This window comes from Aureimonas sp. Leaf454 (assembly GCF_001424685.1).
Classification (GTDB): domain Bacteria; phylum Pseudomonadota; class Alphaproteobacteria; order Rhizobiales; family Rhizobiaceae; genus Plantimonas.
In genome coordinates, this window is sequence record NZ_LMQT01000024.1 from 197,390 (window position 1) to 213,921 (window position 16,532).

Annotated in this window: 20 protein-coding genes; 15 read left to right on the forward strand and 5 right to left on the reverse strand. The window is 68.8% G+C overall.

What is annotated here, in order from left to right; all coding sequences use genetic code 11:
• Positions 1-181: 181 nt before the first annotated feature.
• The 8 genes from ASG43_RS20240 to clpS all read left to right on the forward strand — a co-directional run bounded on the left by ASG43_RS20240 (position 182) and on the right by clpS (position 5,810).
• On the forward strand, positions 182-1,177 hold the full coding sequence (locus tag ASG43_RS20240) for a sugar ABC transporter substrate-binding protein (protein WP_056509203.1): 996 nt from the start codon (positions 182-184) through the stop codon (positions 1,175-1,177).
• 350 nt (positions 1,178-1,527) lie between these two features.
• A complete protein-coding gene (locus ASG43_RS20245; protein ID WP_056508736.1) occupies positions 1,528-2,628 on the forward strand; it encodes an ABC transporter permease in 1,101 nt (366 codons plus the stop codon).
• Positions 2,625-3,416, forward strand: a complete 792-nt coding sequence (locus tag ASG43_RS20250) for an ATP-binding cassette domain-containing protein (protein ID WP_056508738.1) — start codon at positions 2,625-2,627, stop codon at positions 3,414-3,416. Before ASG43_RS20245 ends, ASG43_RS20250 begins: the two co-directional genes overlap by 4 nt.
• Positions 3,417-3,484: 68 nt before the next feature.
• Positions 3,485-3,745 (forward strand): hypothetical protein, encoded by a 261-nt coding sequence (locus tag ASG43_RS20255; protein WP_056508740.1) that lies wholly within the window; start codon positions 3,485-3,487, stop codon positions 3,743-3,745.
• Positions 3,733-4,029, forward strand: a complete 297-nt coding sequence (locus ASG43_RS20260) for a type II toxin-antitoxin system RelE/ParE family toxin (protein WP_056508742.1) — start codon at positions 3,733-3,735, stop codon at positions 4,027-4,029. The genes ASG43_RS20255 and ASG43_RS20260 overlap by 13 nt, the downstream gene beginning before the upstream one ends.
• A gap of 178 nt (positions 4,030-4,207) precedes the next feature.
• Positions 4,208-4,771 carry an NAD(P)H-dependent oxidoreductase gene (locus ASG43_RS20265; RefSeq protein WP_056508744.1) on the forward strand — a complete coding sequence of 188 codons (564 nt, stop codon included), beginning with the start codon at positions 4,208-4,210 and terminating at the stop codon, positions 4,769-4,771.
• Positions 4,772-4,844: 73 nt separating this feature from the next.
• A complete protein-coding gene (locus tag ASG43_RS20270) occupies positions 4,845-5,081 on the forward strand; it encodes a hypothetical protein (protein ID WP_056508746.1) in 237 nt (78 codons plus the stop codon).
• A gap of 423 nt (positions 5,082-5,504) precedes the next feature.
• Positions 5,505-5,810 carry an ATP-dependent Clp protease adapter ClpS gene (gene clpS, locus ASG43_RS20275; RefSeq protein WP_056508748.1) on the forward strand — a complete coding sequence of 102 codons (306 nt, stop codon included), beginning with the start codon at positions 5,505-5,507 and terminating at the stop codon, positions 5,808-5,810.
• 42 nt (positions 5,811-5,852) lie between these two features.
• Here clpS and ASG43_RS20280 read toward each other — a convergent pair.
• The 5 genes from ASG43_RS20280 to ASG43_RS20300 all read right to left on the reverse strand — a co-directional run.
• Positions 5,853-6,071, reverse strand: a 219-nt coding sequence (locus ASG43_RS20280; protein WP_244488174.1) for a response regulator, incomplete at its 5' end; no start/stop codon positions are given.
• A 25-nt stretch (positions 6,072-6,096) separates the two neighbouring features.
• A complete protein-coding gene (locus ASG43_RS20285; RefSeq protein ID WP_056508752.1) occupies positions 6,097-6,393 on the reverse strand; it encodes a response regulator in 297 nt (98 codons plus the stop codon).
• Between the two features lie 73 nt (positions 6,394-6,466).
• A complete protein-coding gene (locus tag ASG43_RS20290; protein ID WP_162244753.1) occupies positions 6,467-7,303 on the reverse strand; it encodes an Hpt domain-containing protein in 837 nt (278 codons plus the stop codon).
• A 239-nt stretch (positions 7,304-7,542) separates the two neighbouring features.
• Complete coding sequence (locus tag ASG43_RS20295; protein ID WP_056508756.1) at positions 7,543-8,829, reverse strand: DUF3422 domain-containing protein; 1,287 nt, start codon at positions 8,827-8,829, stop codon at positions 7,543-7,545.
• A 164-nt stretch (positions 8,830-8,993) separates the two neighbouring features.
• On the reverse strand, positions 8,994-10,388 hold the full coding sequence (locus ASG43_RS20300; protein ID WP_056508758.1) for a PLP-dependent aminotransferase family protein: 1,395 nt from the start codon (positions 10,386-10,388) through the stop codon (positions 8,994-8,996).
• Positions 10,389-10,702: 314 nt separating this feature from the next.
• Between ASG43_RS20300 and ASG43_RS20305 the strand changes: the two genes are divergently transcribed.
• From ASG43_RS20305 to ASG43_RS20335, 7 genes are read left to right on the forward strand one after another with little or no spacing between them, the layout of a single operon-like run.
• Complete coding sequence (locus ASG43_RS20305) at positions 10,703-11,185, forward strand: MSMEG_0572/Sll0783 family nitrogen starvation response protein (protein WP_056508760.1); 483 nt, start codon at positions 10,703-10,705, stop codon at positions 11,183-11,185.
• Positions 11,186-11,200: 15 nt separating this feature from the next.
• On the forward strand, positions 11,201-12,280 hold the full coding sequence (locus ASG43_RS20310) for a Nit6803 family nitrilase (protein ID WP_056508762.1): 1,080 nt from the start codon (positions 11,201-11,203) through the stop codon (positions 12,278-12,280).
• A complete protein-coding gene (locus tag ASG43_RS20315; protein WP_056508764.1) occupies positions 12,225-13,361 on the forward strand; it encodes an MSMEG_0568 family radical SAM protein in 1,137 nt (378 codons plus the stop codon). Before ASG43_RS20310 ends, ASG43_RS20315 begins: the two co-directional genes overlap by 56 nt.
• Entirely contained in the window at positions 13,358-13,900 is a 543-nt protein-coding gene (locus ASG43_RS20320) for an MSMEG_0567/Sll0786 family nitrogen starvation N-acetyltransferase (RefSeq protein ID WP_156386809.1), read from the forward strand. The genes ASG43_RS20315 and ASG43_RS20320 overlap by 4 nt, the downstream gene beginning before the upstream one ends.
• Positions 13,900-14,958 (forward strand): sll0787 family AIR synthase-like protein, encoded by a 1,059-nt coding sequence (locus ASG43_RS20325; protein WP_082491080.1) that lies wholly within the window; start codon positions 13,900-13,902, stop codon positions 14,956-14,958. Before ASG43_RS20320 ends, ASG43_RS20325 begins: the two co-directional genes overlap by 1 nt.
• Positions 14,958-15,236: an MSMEG_0570 family nitrogen starvation response protein gene (locus ASG43_RS20330; protein WP_056508767.1), complete on the forward strand. Its 279-nt coding sequence runs from the start codon at positions 14,958-14,960 to the stop codon at positions 15,234-15,236. The genes ASG43_RS20325 and ASG43_RS20330 overlap by 1 nt, the downstream gene beginning before the upstream one ends.
• A complete protein-coding gene (locus ASG43_RS20335; protein WP_056508770.1) occupies positions 15,233-16,510 on the forward strand; it encodes an MSMEG_0569 family flavin-dependent oxidoreductase in 1,278 nt (425 codons plus the stop codon). The genes ASG43_RS20330 and ASG43_RS20335 overlap by 4 nt, the downstream gene beginning before the upstream one ends.
• The last annotated feature ends 22 nt before the right edge of the window (positions 16,511-16,532 follow it).

Below are 16,532 nucleotides of genomic sequence, written 5' to 3' on the forward strand. Positions count from 1 at the left end.
AAATCAACATGATTTATCTATGTTGACAGGGCGTCGAATTGAGCGTTTCTGACGGAACCGAACGCGGCGTGGAGGCCGCGTCGGTTCTCATGCCTCCGAGACCGGACCGGTTTCGGCCACTACATCGATCGGGAGGATCACCGTGACGTTTCGCACCCTTTGGGCCACGACCGCGCTCGCCATCACCGCTGGCTTTCTCGGCGCCGCCTCTCCGGCCGCCGCGCAGGACGCGCCGCTCGTCTGCCTCATCACCAAGACCGACACGAACCCCTTCTTCGTCAAGATGAAGGAAGGCGCGCAAGCCAAGGCCGACGAGATCGGCGTGAAGCTGCAGACCTATGCCGGCAAGATCGACGGCGACACCGAGAGCCAGGTCGCGGCCATCGAGAGCTGCATCGCGGGCGGCGCCAAGGGCATCCTCATCACCGCTTCGGACACCAAGGCCATCGTGCCCTCCGTGCAGCAGGCACGTGACGCGGGCATTCTCGTGATCGCGCTCGACACGTCGCTGGAGCCGATCAACTCGGCCGACGCGACCTTCGCGACCGACAACTTCGCGGCCGGCGAGCTGATCGGCCAGTGGGCGAAGGCGCAGCTCGGCGACAAGGCCGCCGAGGCCAAGATCGCCTTTCTCGACCTGATCCCCGCCCAGCCCTCCGTCGATGTCCTGCGCGACCAGGGCTTCATGAAGGGCTTCGGCATCGACACCAAGAACGTGGCCGTGATCGGCGACGAGGACGACGCGCGCATCGCCGGACACGACATCACCAACGGCAACGAGGAAGGCGGCCGGACCGCGATGGAGAATCTTCTCCAGAAGGAGCCGGGCATCAACGTCGTCTACACGATCAACGAACCGGCTGCCGCCGGCGCCTTCGAGGCGCTGAAGGCTGCAGGTCGCGACAAGGACACGCTCATCGTCTCGATCGACGGCGGCTGCCCCGGCATCGCCAACGTCAAGGACGGCGTGATCGGCGCGACCTCCATGCAGTATCCCCTGAAGATGGCGGCGCTCGGCGTCGAGGCGGTCAAGGCCTTCGCCGACAGCGGCAAGAAGCCGGAGACGACCAGCGGCCTCGACTTCACCAACACCGGCGTCGATCTCGTGACCGACAAGCCCGTGGACGGCGTGACGTCGATGACCTCCGAGGAAGCCGCCAAGGCCTGCTGGGGCTGATGTCCCGGCGATGCGACCCTTCGGGGTCGCATCGTCATCGTCCGGCCCCGGCGATGCGCGCGCGTGCATCGTCCTGCTCCCGGCGATGCACGTGAGTGCATCGTCCTGCTCCCGGCGATGCGCCGCAAGGCGGATTGTCCGGCTCTTCCGCGGCACCGCTTCGATCGGCTTCGACGTCTCGACGTCGCATCGTCCGGCCCCGGCGAAACGCCGCGCGCGCATCGCCCGACCCCGCGAGGCCATTCCCGGCGCATCCGGCCGGGGGCGGCACCCGATCCGGGACCGTTCTTTGACCGCGGCGCGGTGCCCCGAAGGACGAAGGTCCGAGCTTTCCAGGGAAGGAAACGTCGATGAGCGAGAGTGCCGCGACACCGGACGGCGCCAAGCCGGGCCGAAGCACGCCAACCGGCTTCGAAGCCGCCATCGCGCGGGAAACCAAGATCGCCGAGTTCGACGAGCCCAAGCTCGGCGCGATCGGCCGACTCCAGCATTTTCTGCACGCCTATCCGACCATGGTGCCGGTCATGGTGCTGCTGCTCAGCGTCGCGGTCTTCGGCGCGCTGATCGGCGAGCGCTTCTTCAGCCTGCAGACGTTGAACTTCATCCTGCAGCAGGTGACGATCGTCGGCATCATCGGCGTCGCGCAGACCCTGATCATCCTCACCGCCGGCATCGACCTCTCGGTCGGGGCGATCATGGTCCTGTCCTCGGTGGTCATGGGCCAGCTCGCCGTCAATCTCGGCCTGCCCGCGCCGCTGGCGCTCGCCTGCGGCCTCGTGGTCGGCACGATCTGCGGCTTCATCAACGGGCTTCTCGTCGCGCGGCTGAAGCTGCCGCCCTTCATCGTGACGCTCGGCACGTGGTTCATCTTCCTCTCGACGAACTTCATCTATTCGGCGAACGAGACGATCCGCGCGCAGTCGGTCGCGACGGAGGCACCGCTCCTCCAATTCCTCGGCACGACCTTCCGGGTCGGCGGCGCGACCTTCTCCTACGGCGCCGTGTTCATGGTGCTGCTCGTCCTCGTCTTCTTCTACATCCTCAACAACACCGCCTGGGGTCGCCACGTCTACGCGATCGGCGACGATCAGGACGCCGCGCGGCTGTCGGGCATCTCGGCCTCGAAGACGCTGGTCTCGGTCTATGCCGTGTCCGGCCTCATCTGCGGCCTCGCCGGCTGGGCGCTGATCGGGCGCATCGGCTCGATCTCGCCGACCTCCGGCGCGGAGGCCAACATCCAGTCGATCACCGCGGTGGTGATCGGCGGCACTTCGCTCTTCGGCGGACGGGGATCGGTCTTCGGCACGCTGATCGGCGCGCTGATCGTCGGCGTCTTCGCCATGGGCCTGCGGATCTGGGGCACCGATCCGCAATGGACGCAGCTCACCGTCGGCGCGCTGATCATCCTCGCCGTCGCCGCCGATCAGTGGATCCGAAAGGTTTCGGCATGAACGCGATCAATCCGCAACTCGTCCTGTCCGCCCGCGGCCTCGTCAAGAAATACGGCAAGGTCGTCGCGATCGACCATGCCGATTTCGACCTGCGGGCCGGGGAGATCCTCGCCGTGATCGGCGACAACGGCGCCGGCAAGTCGACGCTGATCAAGGCCGTCTCGGGGGCGGTGATCCCCGATGCGGGCGAGATCCGCCTCGACGGCGCGGTGACCGCCTTCGCCAATCCGCAAAGCGCGCGCGACGCCGGCATCGAGACGGTCTACCAGCAGCTGGCGCTCTCCCCCGCGCTCTCGATCGCCGACAACATGTTCCTCGGCCGCGAGGTCCGGCGACCAGGCTTTCTCGGCCAGTACCTGCGCATGCTCGACAAGCCGCGCATGCGACGCATCGCCCGCGACAAGCTCTCCGAGCTCGGCCTGATGACGATCCAGAACATCGACCAGCCGGTCGAGACGTTGTCGGGCGGCCAGCGCCAGGGCGTCGCGGTGGCGCGGGCGGCGGCCTTCGGCTCGAAGGTTCTCATCCTCGACGAGCCGACCGCGGCGCTCGGCGTCAAGGAATCGCGCCGCGTTCTCGATCTCATTCTCGAGGTCCGCTCGCGCGGCCTGCCGATCGTCCTCATCTCGCACAACATGCCGCATGTCTTCGAGATCGCGGACCGGATCCACATCCACCGCCTCGGCCGCCGGCTCTGCGTCATCGATCCGAAGGGCGCCTCCATGTCCGACGCCGTCGCCCTGATGACGGGCGCCAAGGCTCCGGAAGCCTCAATGATGGCGGCGTAGGGGCTTTGATGGACTTCCGACGGCGGACAGCGGATGATGAGACATGAGATCATCCGCTGGAGCCTGGAATGCAACTCAGCCCCGATCTTGAGAAGCTCGTGCGGCGAATCGCCGACGAACAGGAACGGCCCACCGAAGCCGTGATCGCCGATGCGCTGAGGGAATATGTGCTGCGCACGGATGCGCGCGGCGCTTTTGTCGCGGAGGCGGAGGCTGGATGGGAATCGTACGGGGTCACGCGTCTTCATGTGACGGGCCCTGAACTGGATCATTGGCTGGGAGGGTGGGGCAAGAGAGTGGGCGAGACGCCGCCGGCATGCCACGATTGATTGTCGCAGCCTCTGCGATGACCGGCCTCGACCGATGCCGGAGCTTCTTGGAGGAGAAGGATCCCGACACCGCATCGAAGGCTGCCGCCGTCATCGGCGAGCGCTTGCGCCAATTGACGGAGGCGCCCGAAACGGGCCGTTTCGTGTCTCGACAGAGCGATCTTCGGGAATGCGTGATTCCCTTTGGACGCTCCGGCTATGTCGCCCTCTACCGCCATCTACCTGTTGAAGACGCCGTCGTGGTTCTCGCTTTTCGCCACCAGCGGGAGGCGGGCTACTCATAGATCGGCAATGTTTCTCGCATGGGCAGCGCAACGATCTGCGTGGTCGTGGGGAGCGTCTGGCCGGGTTCTCTCCTCCACCGTCTCCCCGCGTCGAACGACCCGTCACCCGCCGTCGCCATGTCCTTCCCCGAGCCGTTCCCTATGTCTCCCGCATCGCAGCATCCAGGAGACCTCTTTCATGACGCTGAACCTCGCCGTCGTCACCACCTCCACCCGTCCCGGCCGCAAGGGCCCGCTGATCGCGGACTGGTTCGTGAAGCATGCGAGCGAGGAGGGGGCGTTCGAGGTGGTGCCGGTCGATCTCGCCGAGGTCGGCCTGCCGCTTCTCGACGAGCCGGAACATCCCATGAAGGGCGCCTACACCAAGGATCACACCAAGCGCTGGAGCGCTTTGATCGACAAGGCCGACGCGATCGTCTTCGTGCTTCCCGAATACAATTATCTGCCGCCGGCCAGCTTCATCAATGCCGTCGACTACCTCCACCGGGAATGGCACTACAAGCCGGTCGGCTTCGTCTCCTATGCCGGCATGTCCGGCGGCTCGCGCGCGGTGCAGGCGGCCAAGCCGCTGATCACCACGCTGAAGGCGATGCCGATTCCGGAGGGCGTCTTCATTCCGAATTTCTTCGCTCATCTCGGCGAGTCCGGCTTCACGCCGAACGAGCAGCACATCAGCTCGGCCAAGCTGATGATCGAGGAACTCGCCAAATGGACGACCGCGTTGAAGCCGCTCCGGGGCTGAGACCGGGCGGAACCTTGCGCCGGGGGCCGGGGTTTGCGATCGAGAATCAAGACGGGCCAGACGAGGATCGGACATGACGGACACGCCACCCCCGCGCCGCGCTGGCAACCGGAAGACGCTGGGCTTTCTCGTCGGAGGCCTGGTCCTCGTGGCGGCGGTCGCGGTCGCCTATTTCGCCGATGGCGGATCGGCGGGCAGCGGCATGGCGCCCCCGCCGGGCGCCGCCTCCTCGGCCGCGGGATCGCAGGCGCCCATCGCCAATCCCGCCGAGCCGGCGGCGCCCCCGTCGGCTCCGGCGCGGGCCCAGTGAAAAACGCGAGGATAGGCTCATCGCCTTTCTTGCTAAGTTCTCTTGCAATGGCACAGAGACTGCGTTAGAAGATCTTATGGTTTCCGGCTTCTAGGCCGCCGACGTTGGGAGCGTCGGCCATGCCTCGAAGACGCCCGGGCGGGGCACGTTAACGGTGCCCACCCATGCCCCCTCGGGGGTCGTGACACGCTGCCGGAAGCCTTCCCCTATCCCCTCCAAGATGCCGCCATGCGCGGGGTCTTTTCCTGCCGGACCCACGGACTATGTCTGTGCCGGTGATGGCCTCGCTATCCCGGCATTCTCGAACGGGTGCATCGTGCCGAAACCGGCCTTTGCATTTTCCGGCGGAACAGCGTCCTTGCGTCGATGCGATCCACGGCCGGGAAGCTGGCGCGGGGGTCGAAGGGTGATGAGCGATCCGTCATGAGCGACACATTGCGACGAACGCGGTTGGACACGGCGCCGAAGGTCGAGCGTCCGCGCCTCTACAAGGTGATCCTCGTCAACGACGACTACACGCCGCGCCAGTTCGTCGTGACGATCCTGAAGGCCGAGTTTCGTCTGAGCGAGGACCAGGCCGGCCGCGTCATGATCACCGCCCATCAGAAGGGCTCCTGCGTCGTCTCGGTCTATCCGCAGGACGTCGCCGAGACCAAGGCGACGCGCGCGACCGAAGCGGGACGCGCCAAGGGGCATCCCCTGACCTTCACCACGGAGCCCGAGGCGTAGGAGCGCGGCGACGGCGCCCGAGGCCCGTCGAAGCTCGGCGACCTATTGCAGCTTTCCGAGCACCGCCTCGAGGGTCTTCTGGAGGACCGGCACGGAGACCGGCTTGACGAGGAAGTTGTTGACGCCGAGGGCGGCGGCCTTCTGAACGAGCTCCCGGTCGCCGCGTCCGGTCAGGATGACGAAGGGCGTCTTCTTGGTCGGCGCATAGGAGCGGATCGCCTTCAGAAGCTGCAGGCCGTCGAGCTTGGGCATGTTGAAATCNGAGGCCGAGACGGGCGCGTCCGCCTCACTTCTGAACGAGCTCCTTGTCGCCCCGTCCGGTCAGGATGACGAAGGGCGTCTTCTTGGTCGGCGCATAGGAGCGGATCGCCTTCAGAAGCTGCAGGCCGTCGAGCTTGGGCATGTTGAAATCGGAGATGATGAAGTTGGCGGGCGAGGCCATCATCATCTTCAGCGCCTCCTCGCCGTCCACCGCGAAGCTCACCTGCGTGATGCCGATCTGGTCGAGGGCGTCGCGGATCAGCATGCGGCTCGTCCGCTGGTCGTCGACGACGAGAACCTTGAGGGCGGATTTCAATGCCATGGCGTCCTCGCTTTCGCAGCGTTTCTCGTTCCGCCCGATCTCGCCCCGAAGCGGACGGAGACTCGGTTCCGTCTCACGCTTCGGCCTGAAGCCGGGCGAAGAGGGCGGCGACCTCGGGATCGAGATCCCCCGTCACCTCGTCGTCGACGTCGTCCGCGGTGGGCGCGTCGAGACAGGTGATGTCGAGATCGCAATCGAACTCCGCGAAATCGAAGATCTCCCGGATGGCACTTTCTCCGCGTTGCGTGGAGAGGGTGATCGTCCAGGTGAGATAGGCGCCTTCCGCCTCGAGGGCATCGAGCAGCGGAACCTCGTCGGCATCCAGCGCAACCTCGCCATCGCCGAGCGACAGGACCTCCCGGATGAGGCGAGCGCTCTCGTTGGCATTGGCATAGAGCTCGGGTCGAGGCCGGAAGACGATCCCGTACCGGCTCGGCCCCTCCTCCTCGAAATCGACCGAAACCGGCGTGAAGCCGAATTCCGACAGGTCCAGCGGCTCGCCCGACGGCGCGTCCTCGGCGGCCGCTTCCGGTGTCGCGGTCTCGGCCTCCGCGCCGGGCACGAGGTCTCGAAGCTCGGCGAAGATGCTGTCGCGCGAGCGGGCGACCTCGACGAGATAGCCGAGGACGGAGCGTGCGCGCGCAAGGAGTTCGTGCGTCTGGGCGTTGGCGACGAGGCGCTCGGCGCGGATCTCGCCGAGCACGCCCTCGAACATCTTGGCGAAGCGGGAGAGCTCGTGCAGGTCGAAGGAGGCCGCGCCGCCCTTGATGGAGTGGACCGCGCGGTAGACGATGCCGATCGTGTCCTCGCCCGTCCCGGCCGCGAGGTCGGCGAGGCCGCGGTCGAGCAGGGCGAGCTGCTCGTCGCATTCCTCGAAGAAGGTCAGGCGGATTTCGGTTATAGCATCCATGGCAATCACGCTCTCCTCGGCGCCCCTCGACGCCACCGCTTCGACCGTCGGTCCGCCCCGGATGGAGCGGTCCCGCCGGGAGCGTCGGCTGAACCGCTTCTCCCGATCCCCGATCCCCCGATCGGGTCGCGCCCCGTCCGCCGGCACATCCCGCATCATTCAACCCAAAACGCGTTGAATTTGGATGAAGAGGCGGCGATGGTTTCCCGTTCGGCGCTGATGCTGAGGCCGGGTGGCCGTCAGTCGGCCTCCTCCACGGAACGGCGCACGCGCCGGACCCCGAGCCACATCAGGAGCGCGACGACGGGAATGCTCAAGGCCTTCACGAGGCCGGAATCGAAATGGAAGCCGAGCGACTTCACGCCCTCCGCGCCGTAACCCACGAGACCGACGACGTAGTAGGTGACGGCGGCGACGGACAGGCCCTCGACCGTTTCCTGAAGGCGCAGCTGCAGCTTCGCGCGGCGGTCCATGGAGGCGAGGAGCGATTGGCTCTGCCCCTCGCGCACGACCTCGACACGCGTCGCGAGCAGTTGCGAGACGCGGGACACGCGTCCCGCCAGCGCCTCCTGCCGGGCGGTCACGGCTTCGCAGGTGTTCATGGCGGGGGTCAGGCGGCGCTCGAGGAACTCCTCGATCGTCTGGATGCCGTGCACGCGCTCCTCGCGAAGCTCCGCGATGCGTCGACGCACGAGCGCGTAATAGGCGGCCGACGCCGCGAACCGGAACAGCCGGCCGGCATAGCGGCTCTCGATCTCGGCTTCGAGGCGCGTCAGGGCCTCCAGGAGATCCGCGTCGCTCTGGCGCCGGCCGGTCGCCAGCGCATCGGCGATGTCGGCCAGCGCCCTTTCCGCCTCGCCGAGCGCCGAGCCGAGGTCGCGCGCCGCGGGCAGCGCGAGCAGCGCCATCATCCGGTAGGTGTCGATCTCGAGCAGCCGCTGCAGCGTCCGCCCCGCCTGCCGGGGCGTCAGGCCGCGGTCGGCGACGTAGAAGCGACTGAAACCGTCCGCATGGATGCGGAAGTCCGTGAAGGCGGTGGCCGCTCCCCCGGAGATCCGGCCGCCGGTGAGCACGTTGCCGGAGAAGTGCCGGGCGGCGATCGCCTCCGCGTCGATCGGCGCGCCGGTGTCGCGCACGAGCGCGACGTTGGCCGCCACGATCGTGCGACCCGTGAGGCTCGCCAGCCAGTCCGCCGGCACGGCCGCGATGGCGGGTTCGGCGAAGGGATCCTCGCCCGCCTCGCCCTCGATGATGAACTTGTAGCGGGCGAATTCGGTGTGATTCTCCCATTTCACGCGCAAGGGTCCGAGGTCGCCGCTGAAATGGTTGGCCCCGGGCGGAGGCGGCGCGATGCCGAAGCGCCGGGCGAGATCGGCGACGTGCTCCAGGGGATGGGGCGTGGCGCCGGGCTCCGACTGGAGCGCCAGGAACGACATCCGCAGGGGCGCGACGAGGGCTTCGGGCGGACGCGCATGGATCTCGTCGTTGAGGATGCGGCGGCCGGGATGGTCCTCGGGCAGTTTCATCGGCGCAGCTCTCCCCCGGTCCGTCCGTCGACGCGGTCACGTCGCGCGGTCTCGTCGGACGGCGTCCCCCCCGGACGCCGCTTCGGACCTTCGCCCATCTGCCCCGAGATCGGTCTCGCGGGCAACGCTTGCGGGGAGATTTTCCGCGCGTCGGCGGCGGGCGATCACAGGCCATCGTGGATCCGGCTCGGAGGATGCTCGAAGGCGTCCGCCAGGAATTCGAGGCTCCGGCGCGCCTCCAGGCGCGAAGCCGCGCCGCCGAGGCAGAGGCGGAACGCTTCCGGCGGGGCCTCCGACAGCGCGAAGACGTCGCTCGCGACGGCGCCGAGCGATTGCCCGCGCATCCAGTCCACGATCCGCGCGCGCGTCCAGCCCGCCGGGAGCCGCACCCAGAGATGGAAGCTCTCGGCGTCGAGGCGCGTCAGGCCGGCCGGCAGGACGTCGGCGGCGATGCGCCGGCGGGCGGCCGATTCCGCGCGGACGGCCGAGAGGATGTCGTCGGCGAGCCCCGTGTCGATCCAGCGCGAGGCGAGCGCGGAGGTGACCGGCGAGGCCATCACGGCCGCCGTCTTCAGCCGGCCGGCGACGTTGCGCGTCATGCGCTGCTCCGGACAGATGAGATAGGCGAGCCGGAGGCCCGCGCCGAGGCTCTTGGCGAGGCCGGAGACGTGGAAGGTGAGTTCGGGCGCCAGCATGGCAAGCGCCGTCGGCGCGTCGGTCGGCAGGAAGCCGTAGGCGTCGTCCTCAACGATGCGCACGCCATAGCGCCGCGCGACCTCGACCACCTCCGCCCGCCGCTGCATCGGCATGGTGTCGGTGGTGGGGTTGCGCACCGTGGGGTTGAGGTAGAGCGTGCGCACCGCCCCGGTTCGGGCGAGCCGGGCGAGCGCGGCGGGATCGATCCCGTCGCGGTCCTCCTCCAGTCCGGCGAGGCGCAGCCCCAGCTGCTCGGCGATCGCGCGGATGCCGGGATAGGTGATCGTCTCGCAGGCGACCGTCTCGCCCGGCCGCGCGATCTCGCCGAGCACCGCGAGCAGCGCCGAATGCGTGCCCGGCGCGATCAGCAGCGTCTCGGCCGAGGACTCGATGCCCCGGCGCGACAGCCAGCGCAGGGCGGCTGCCTTGTCCGCCGCCGAGCCGCCGACGCTCTGATAGCGCATCAGCGACACGATCTCCCCGCCGATCTCCTCGAAGGAGCCGCGCATGCGGGCGCGCAGGCCCGCATCGACCGGTTCGGGCGGCAGGTTCATCGTGCGGTCGGTGAGCTCGCGATGGCGGCCCCGCAAGGACGCGCCATCCTCCTCGGCCGGGGTCCGGACCACCGTGCCGCGTCCGACGGTCGCCTCCACGAGCCCGCGCCGGGCCGCCTCGCCATAGGCGCGCGCCACCGTCGTGACGTTGATCCCGAGGATCTCGGCCAGGGCCCGTTGCGTCGGCAGCGCGTCGCCGGGCCGCAGCCGCCCGGTCTTCAGATCGCCCGCCAGGGCATCCGCGATGGCGAGATAGGCCGGCTTGCGATGGTCGCTGATCACCGGCTTCCAGACCGTGCCGACCTCCATCCCGTTCCTCCGCCTTCAGAAGGCAAGAGTAGAAACACGCCTAAAAAATAACAAGTGGGATCGCCTGATCAAAGATGCGGCAGAGTGATGCCGACACGATGAACAGGACCGACGGAATATCGGGCCCTTCATGGCAGACTTGCATGGAGCATTGATCGCATCGCCGACCGGATTGATCGCATTGAATGGACGATCAACTTGGCATGCCGGTTGCAATGGAGGGGAGGTGCAGCGCCGCGCCTTCGAGGAGGTCCCGCGCGCTGGAGGATTGAGGAGGCCGGACGTTCGATCCGGTCCATCGAGGAGCCAGGCCCATGCCCGCAGTGACCTATCCCAAGCACGAGATCGGCGATCACCTCGTGGATTACGAGGACAAGAAGTTCGAGGACGTGAAGGCCGAGCCCGGCGAGAAGGCGCTCGTCACCTTCCACACCGTCGCCTTCGAAGGCTCGATCGGCCTCGTCAACATGCTCCAGGCCAAGCGTCTTCAGCGCAAGGGTTTCGAGACGACGATCCTGCTCTACGGCCCGGGCGTCACGCTGGGGGTCAAGCGCGGCTTCCCGACGCTGGGCGACGAGGCCTTTCCCGGACATCAGAACTTCAACAACCAGCTGAAGGCCTTCATGGACGAAGGCGGCAAGGTCTATTGCTGCCGCTTCGCCCTCCAGGCGCTCTACGGCCACGGCGAGCCCTCGCTGCAGGACGGCATCATTCCCATCTCGCCGCTCGACGTGCTCGACCTCAACCTGATCCACCGCAAGGCGGGATCGATGATCATCCAGACCTGGACCCTCTGAGGTCGGGCGGCGGCTATGGCAAGATCCGTCGTACGGGCGGCGGCGGCCCAGATCTCCCCGGTCCTCGATCGGCCGGGGGGAACGCTGGAAAAGATGCTCGCCACCATCGCGGAGGCGGCATCGGGCGGGGCGGATCTCGTGGTCTTCCCCGAGACCTTCCTGCCCTATTACCCCTATTTCTCCTTCATCGAGCCGCCCGTCTCGATCGGAAAGGCGCATCTGAAGCTCTACGAGGAGGCGCCGACGGTTCCCGGACCCGAGACGCGCGCGCTCGCCGAAGCGGCCCGCCGGCACGGGATCGTCGTCGTCGCCGGCATCAACGAGCGCGACGGCGGCACGCTCTACAACGCACAGCTGGTCTTCGACGCGGACGGGCGGCTGGCGCTGCACCGCCGCAAGATCACGCCGACCTATCACGAGCGCATGATCTGGGGGCAGGGGGACGCCTCCGGCCTGACGGTCGTGGAGACCGCGGTCGGCCGGCTCGGCGCGCTCGCCTGCTGGGAGCATTTCAACCCGCTCGCCCGATACGCCCTGATGGCGCAGAACGAGGCGATCCACGTCGCGCAGTTTCCGGGCTCCATGGTGGGTCCGGTCTTCGCCGACCAGATGGAGATCGCCTGCCGCCAGCACGCGCTGGAGGCGGCCAGCTTCGTGGTCAACGCCACGGGCTGGCTGACGCAGGCCCAGAAGGCCGAGATCGATCCCTCCGGCCGGATGCACGCGGCCCTGTCGGGCGGCTGCTGCACCGCCATCGTCTCGCCGGAGGGCGTGCATCTCGCCCCGCCCCTGCGCGAGGGCGAAGGCCTTCTCTACGCGGACATGGACATGGCGCTGACGCTGAAGCGCAAGCGCATGATGGACGCGGTCGGTCACTATGCCCGCCCCGAACTTCTCCACCTCCACATCGACAACCGGCCGAAGGCCGTGATGTCGGCCGCCATCCCCTTCGAAGCCGCAGACAACAGGACGCATCGCCATGACGACCATGTCGCCTTCGCCCCCGCCCTCGCGCCCGTCCTCCCCGACATCCCCGGCGATGTCGCCGGAGACCCTGATCACCGAGCTGCAATCCTTCGGGCTGCGGCTGGTTGATCCAAGGGCCGGCGCGCAATCGCGGCGCGGCGGCGCGGGCCCCTCCGACCACAAGGCCGTGCTCGTCGACGGTCGTCCGATCATGGCGCCCGTCCACACCGCGACCGCCTTCGCCAGTCCCTACGTGGCGCTGAAGCCGGACGGGACGGGCCGCAGCACGGTCGAGCGGGACGGCGTTCCCGTCGGCGAGATCGCCTTTCCCCCGCAGCCGCGCTTCCTGAAGCTCCAGACCTTCGACGGCGTGCCCTATGGCCAGATCGCGGTCCTGCACGGCAGCGACGTGCTCGCCACCACCATCCTCCAGACCTGCATCCGGTACGAGAGCCGCCGGAAGACCTGCCAGTTCTGCGCCATCGGCCAGTCTCTCGCCGCGAAGCGAACGATCGCCCGCAAGACGCCCGAACAGCTCGCCGAGGTCGCGAGGGCGGCGGTGCTTCTCGACGGCGTCAAGCACATGGTCATGACGACGGGAACGCCGAACGCCACCGATCGGGGCGCGGCGATCCTCTGCGAGAGCGCCTTCGCGGTGAAGGCCGCGGTCAACCTGCCGATCCAGGGCCAGTGCGAGCCGCCGGACGAGGACCACTGGTTCGAGCGCATGCGGGCGAGCGGCATCGACGCGCTCGGCCTCCATCTGGAAGCCGTGACGCCGGAGGTGCGCGCCCGCATCATGCCGGGCAAGGCGAGCGTGCCGCTGTCGCGCTACATGGACGCCTTCCGCGCGGCCGTGCCGGTCTTCGGACGGGCCCAGGTATCGACCTACATCCTCGCCGGCCTCGGCGACACGCGCGAGGCGATCCTGTCGATGTGCGAGAGCCTGATCGCGCTGGGCGTCTATCCCTTCGTCGTGCCCTTCGTCCCGATTTCGGGAACCCCGCTCGAAAGCCATCCCGCGCCCTCCGCCGCCTTCATGGCCTCGATCCTCGGGCCGCTCGGCGGGATGCTCGCGAAGGCGCGCATGCGCTCGGCCGACATCAAGGCCGGCTGCGGGCGCTGCGGCGCCTGTTCCGCGCTCTCGGCCTACGAGGATGCGGCGCGCCAAACGGCGGGGAGCGAGCCGCGCGAGGGAGCCCCGTCATGATGCTCGAACCCGTCCATCCCAGCCTCTCGGCCGCCCACCGCGTGAAGTTCGCGACGGAGCCCTGGGAGATGCGGGGCGCGGAGGGGCTGCGGCGCGCGGTCTTCTGCGACGAGCAGGGTCTCTTCGCCGGCGACGACGGCGATGCGATCGACGCGGTCGCCATCGCGATCGTCGCCGTGTCCGACACCTGCGGACAAAGCGACGAGGTGGTCGGAACCGTGCGCATCCACGAGGCGGAGCCCGGCCTCTGGTGGGGGTCGCGCCTGGCGGTCGCCAAGGCTTACCGCCGGCAGGCGGGGCTCGGCACCTCGCTGATCCGCCTCGCCGTCTCCAGCGCCCATGCGCGCGGCGCCACGCGCTTCCTCGCGCATGTGCAGAGCCGGAACGCGCTCCTCTTCCAGCGGCTTCACTGGCGCACGCTGGCGCAGACGTCTCTGCACGGCCAGCCCCATCACCTCATGGAGGCCGATCTCTCGTGCTATCCGCCGATCGCCAACGGCGTGGCGGGCTTTCTCGCGCTGACGCGGGCGGCGGCCTGATGCCCGCGCGAAACGACCCCGCCGCTTCGGCTTCGCGGGCGCGCAGGCTGGCGGAGGGAGCGGGGCTCCGCGGCAAGCGCGACATCGCCGCCGCGGTTCGCGCGCTCGGGATCGGCGGTTCGGACACGATTCCCGTCGGCGACGATTGCGCCGCGATCCCGGACGGCGACGGCTGGCTGCTTTTCGCCTGCGAGGGCTTCCTCAACGAGTTCGTCGCCGCCGAACCCGATTTTGCCGGCTGGTCCGGCATCATGGTCAACCTCTCCGACATCGCGGCGATGGGCGGGCGGCCGATCGCGGTGGTGGACGCGCTCTGGGCCCGGGGTGAGGACGAGGCCGCACCCATCATGGCGGGGCTGAGACGGGCTTCGTCGGCTTATCAAGTTCCCATCGTTGGCGGCCACACCAATCTGCGCAATGCCGCCGACCAGCTCTGCGTGGCCGTTCTCGGTCGGGCCCGTCGGCTCCTGACGAGCTTCGACGCCGAGCCCGGCGACCGTCTCGTCGCGGCGATCGACCTGCGCGGACGCTGGCACGAACCGCTGCCCTTCTTCGACGCCGCCAGCGACGCGCCGCCCGAACGCCTGCGCGCCGGTCTCGCCATCCTGCCCGAGATCGCCGAAGCCGGCCTCGCCAGGGCCGCCAAGGACATCAGCCAGGGCGGGGTCGTCGGAACGCTCCTGATGCTGCTCGAATGCTCGGGCGTCGGCGCGCTGATCGACCCGGAGGCCGTGCCGCGCCCGCCGGACACCGACCTCGATCGCTGGCTCGGCGCCTTTCCGAGCTTCGGCTTTCTCATCGCCGCCAAGCCTGGCGACACGGACGAGATCCTGCGCCGCTTCGAGGCGGCCGGCATCGCCGCCGCGGTCTTCGGCGAGGTGGATGCGACGCGCCGTCTCGCCATCCGCGACGGCAGCGTCATCGAGGCCGTCCGCGATCTCACGGGCGAACCCTTGATCGGTTGCGCGCCGGATGCCGAGCCCCTGCCTCTCCCCATGCCGGGCGCGACGTCCTTTGCGCCCCGGGCGCAGGGCGCCATCGCGCCGGGAGCCGCGTGATGCCGGAGGTTCGCTTCACCATCCGCTGGCCCGACGGCACGAGACGGGACTGCTATTCGCCCTCGACGGTGATCCGCGAGCATCTGGTGTCCGGCGCCGTCCTGCCGCTGCCGGTCTTCCTCGCGACCATCCGCACCGGACTGGGCGCGGCGAGCCGGCGCGTCGAGGAGCGCTACGGCCGCCCCTGCGGAATCGTCGCACGGGAACTGGCCGAGATCGAATCCACCGCCCGCCGCCAATCGGCGGAGGGCCATGTCACCGTGGAGAGCCTGTCATGAGCCGCCCGACCGTCCGATCGCAGCCGCGCCACCGTTCCGTCCTCGTCGTCGGCGGCGGGCAGGCGGGCCTGTCGGTCAGCCATTGCCTCAAGGCGCGCGGCATCGACCACCTGATCTTCGAGCGCGACAGCATCGCCTCGGCCTGGAAGACGCAGCGCTGGGACTCCTTCTGCCTCGTGACGCCCAACTGGCAATGCGACCTGCCGGGCTTTCCCTACAGGGGCGACGATCCCCACGGCTTCATCCTGCGCGACGAGATCGTCGCCTATGTCGAGGATTACGCGCGGAGCTTCGAGGCGCCGGTGCGCGAGGGCACCGGCATCCGCCTCTTGACCAAGACCGGCGGGCGTTTCCATCTCGAAACCGATGCCGGCGAGGCCTGGACGGCGGATGGCGTGGTCGTGGCGACCGGCGGCTACCATCGCCCGAAGATCCCCGCCGCGGCGACGCAGCTGCCGGCCGGCATCGCGACCTATCATTCCTCGACCTACCGCAACCCGGCATCGCTGCCCCCGGGCGGCGTCCTCGTCGTGGGCACCGGCCAATCCGGCGCGCAGATCGCCGAGGATCTCCATCTCGCGGGCCGGACGGTCCATCTGTGCGTCGGTTCCGCCCCGCGCTCGCCCCGCCGCTATCGCGGGCGCGACGTGACGGACTGGCTGGTCGACATGGGCCATTACGACATGCCCGTCGATCGGCATCCCCTGGGCGAAGCGGTGCGCCGGAAGGCGAACCACTATCTCACCGGCCGCGACGGCGGACGCGAGCTCGATCTGCGAAAGTTCGCGAGCGAAGGCATGCGCCTCTACGGCCGCTTCGACGCCATCGAAGGGACGAGCGTTCGAACCCGGCCGAACCTTGCCGACAATCTCGACAATGCCGATGCCAGCGCCAACCGCATCCGGGCGCAGATCGACGACTGGATCGCGGCGCGGGGCATCGCCGCGCCGGCGGAGGCCCATTACGCACCGGTCTGGACGCCCTCCGGCGAACCCGCCGGCCTCGATCTCGCCGCCGAGGCGATCGGCTCCGTCGTCTGGTGCACCGGCTTCCACGCCGATTTCGGCTGGATCCAGCGGCCCGTCCTCGATGGGGCCGGCCAGCCCGTCCACCGGCGCGGCGAGACGAACGATCCCGGCCTCTACGTCCTCGGCCTTCCCTGGCTCCACACCTGGGGATCCGGCCGCTTTTCCGGCGTCGGTCGCGACGCCCGCTTCATCGCCGAGCGGATCGAAGGTTTTCTCGCAGCGGACGGGGAGCGCAGGCGAGCCTGACGCGAGAGGCCGATGGGGGTTT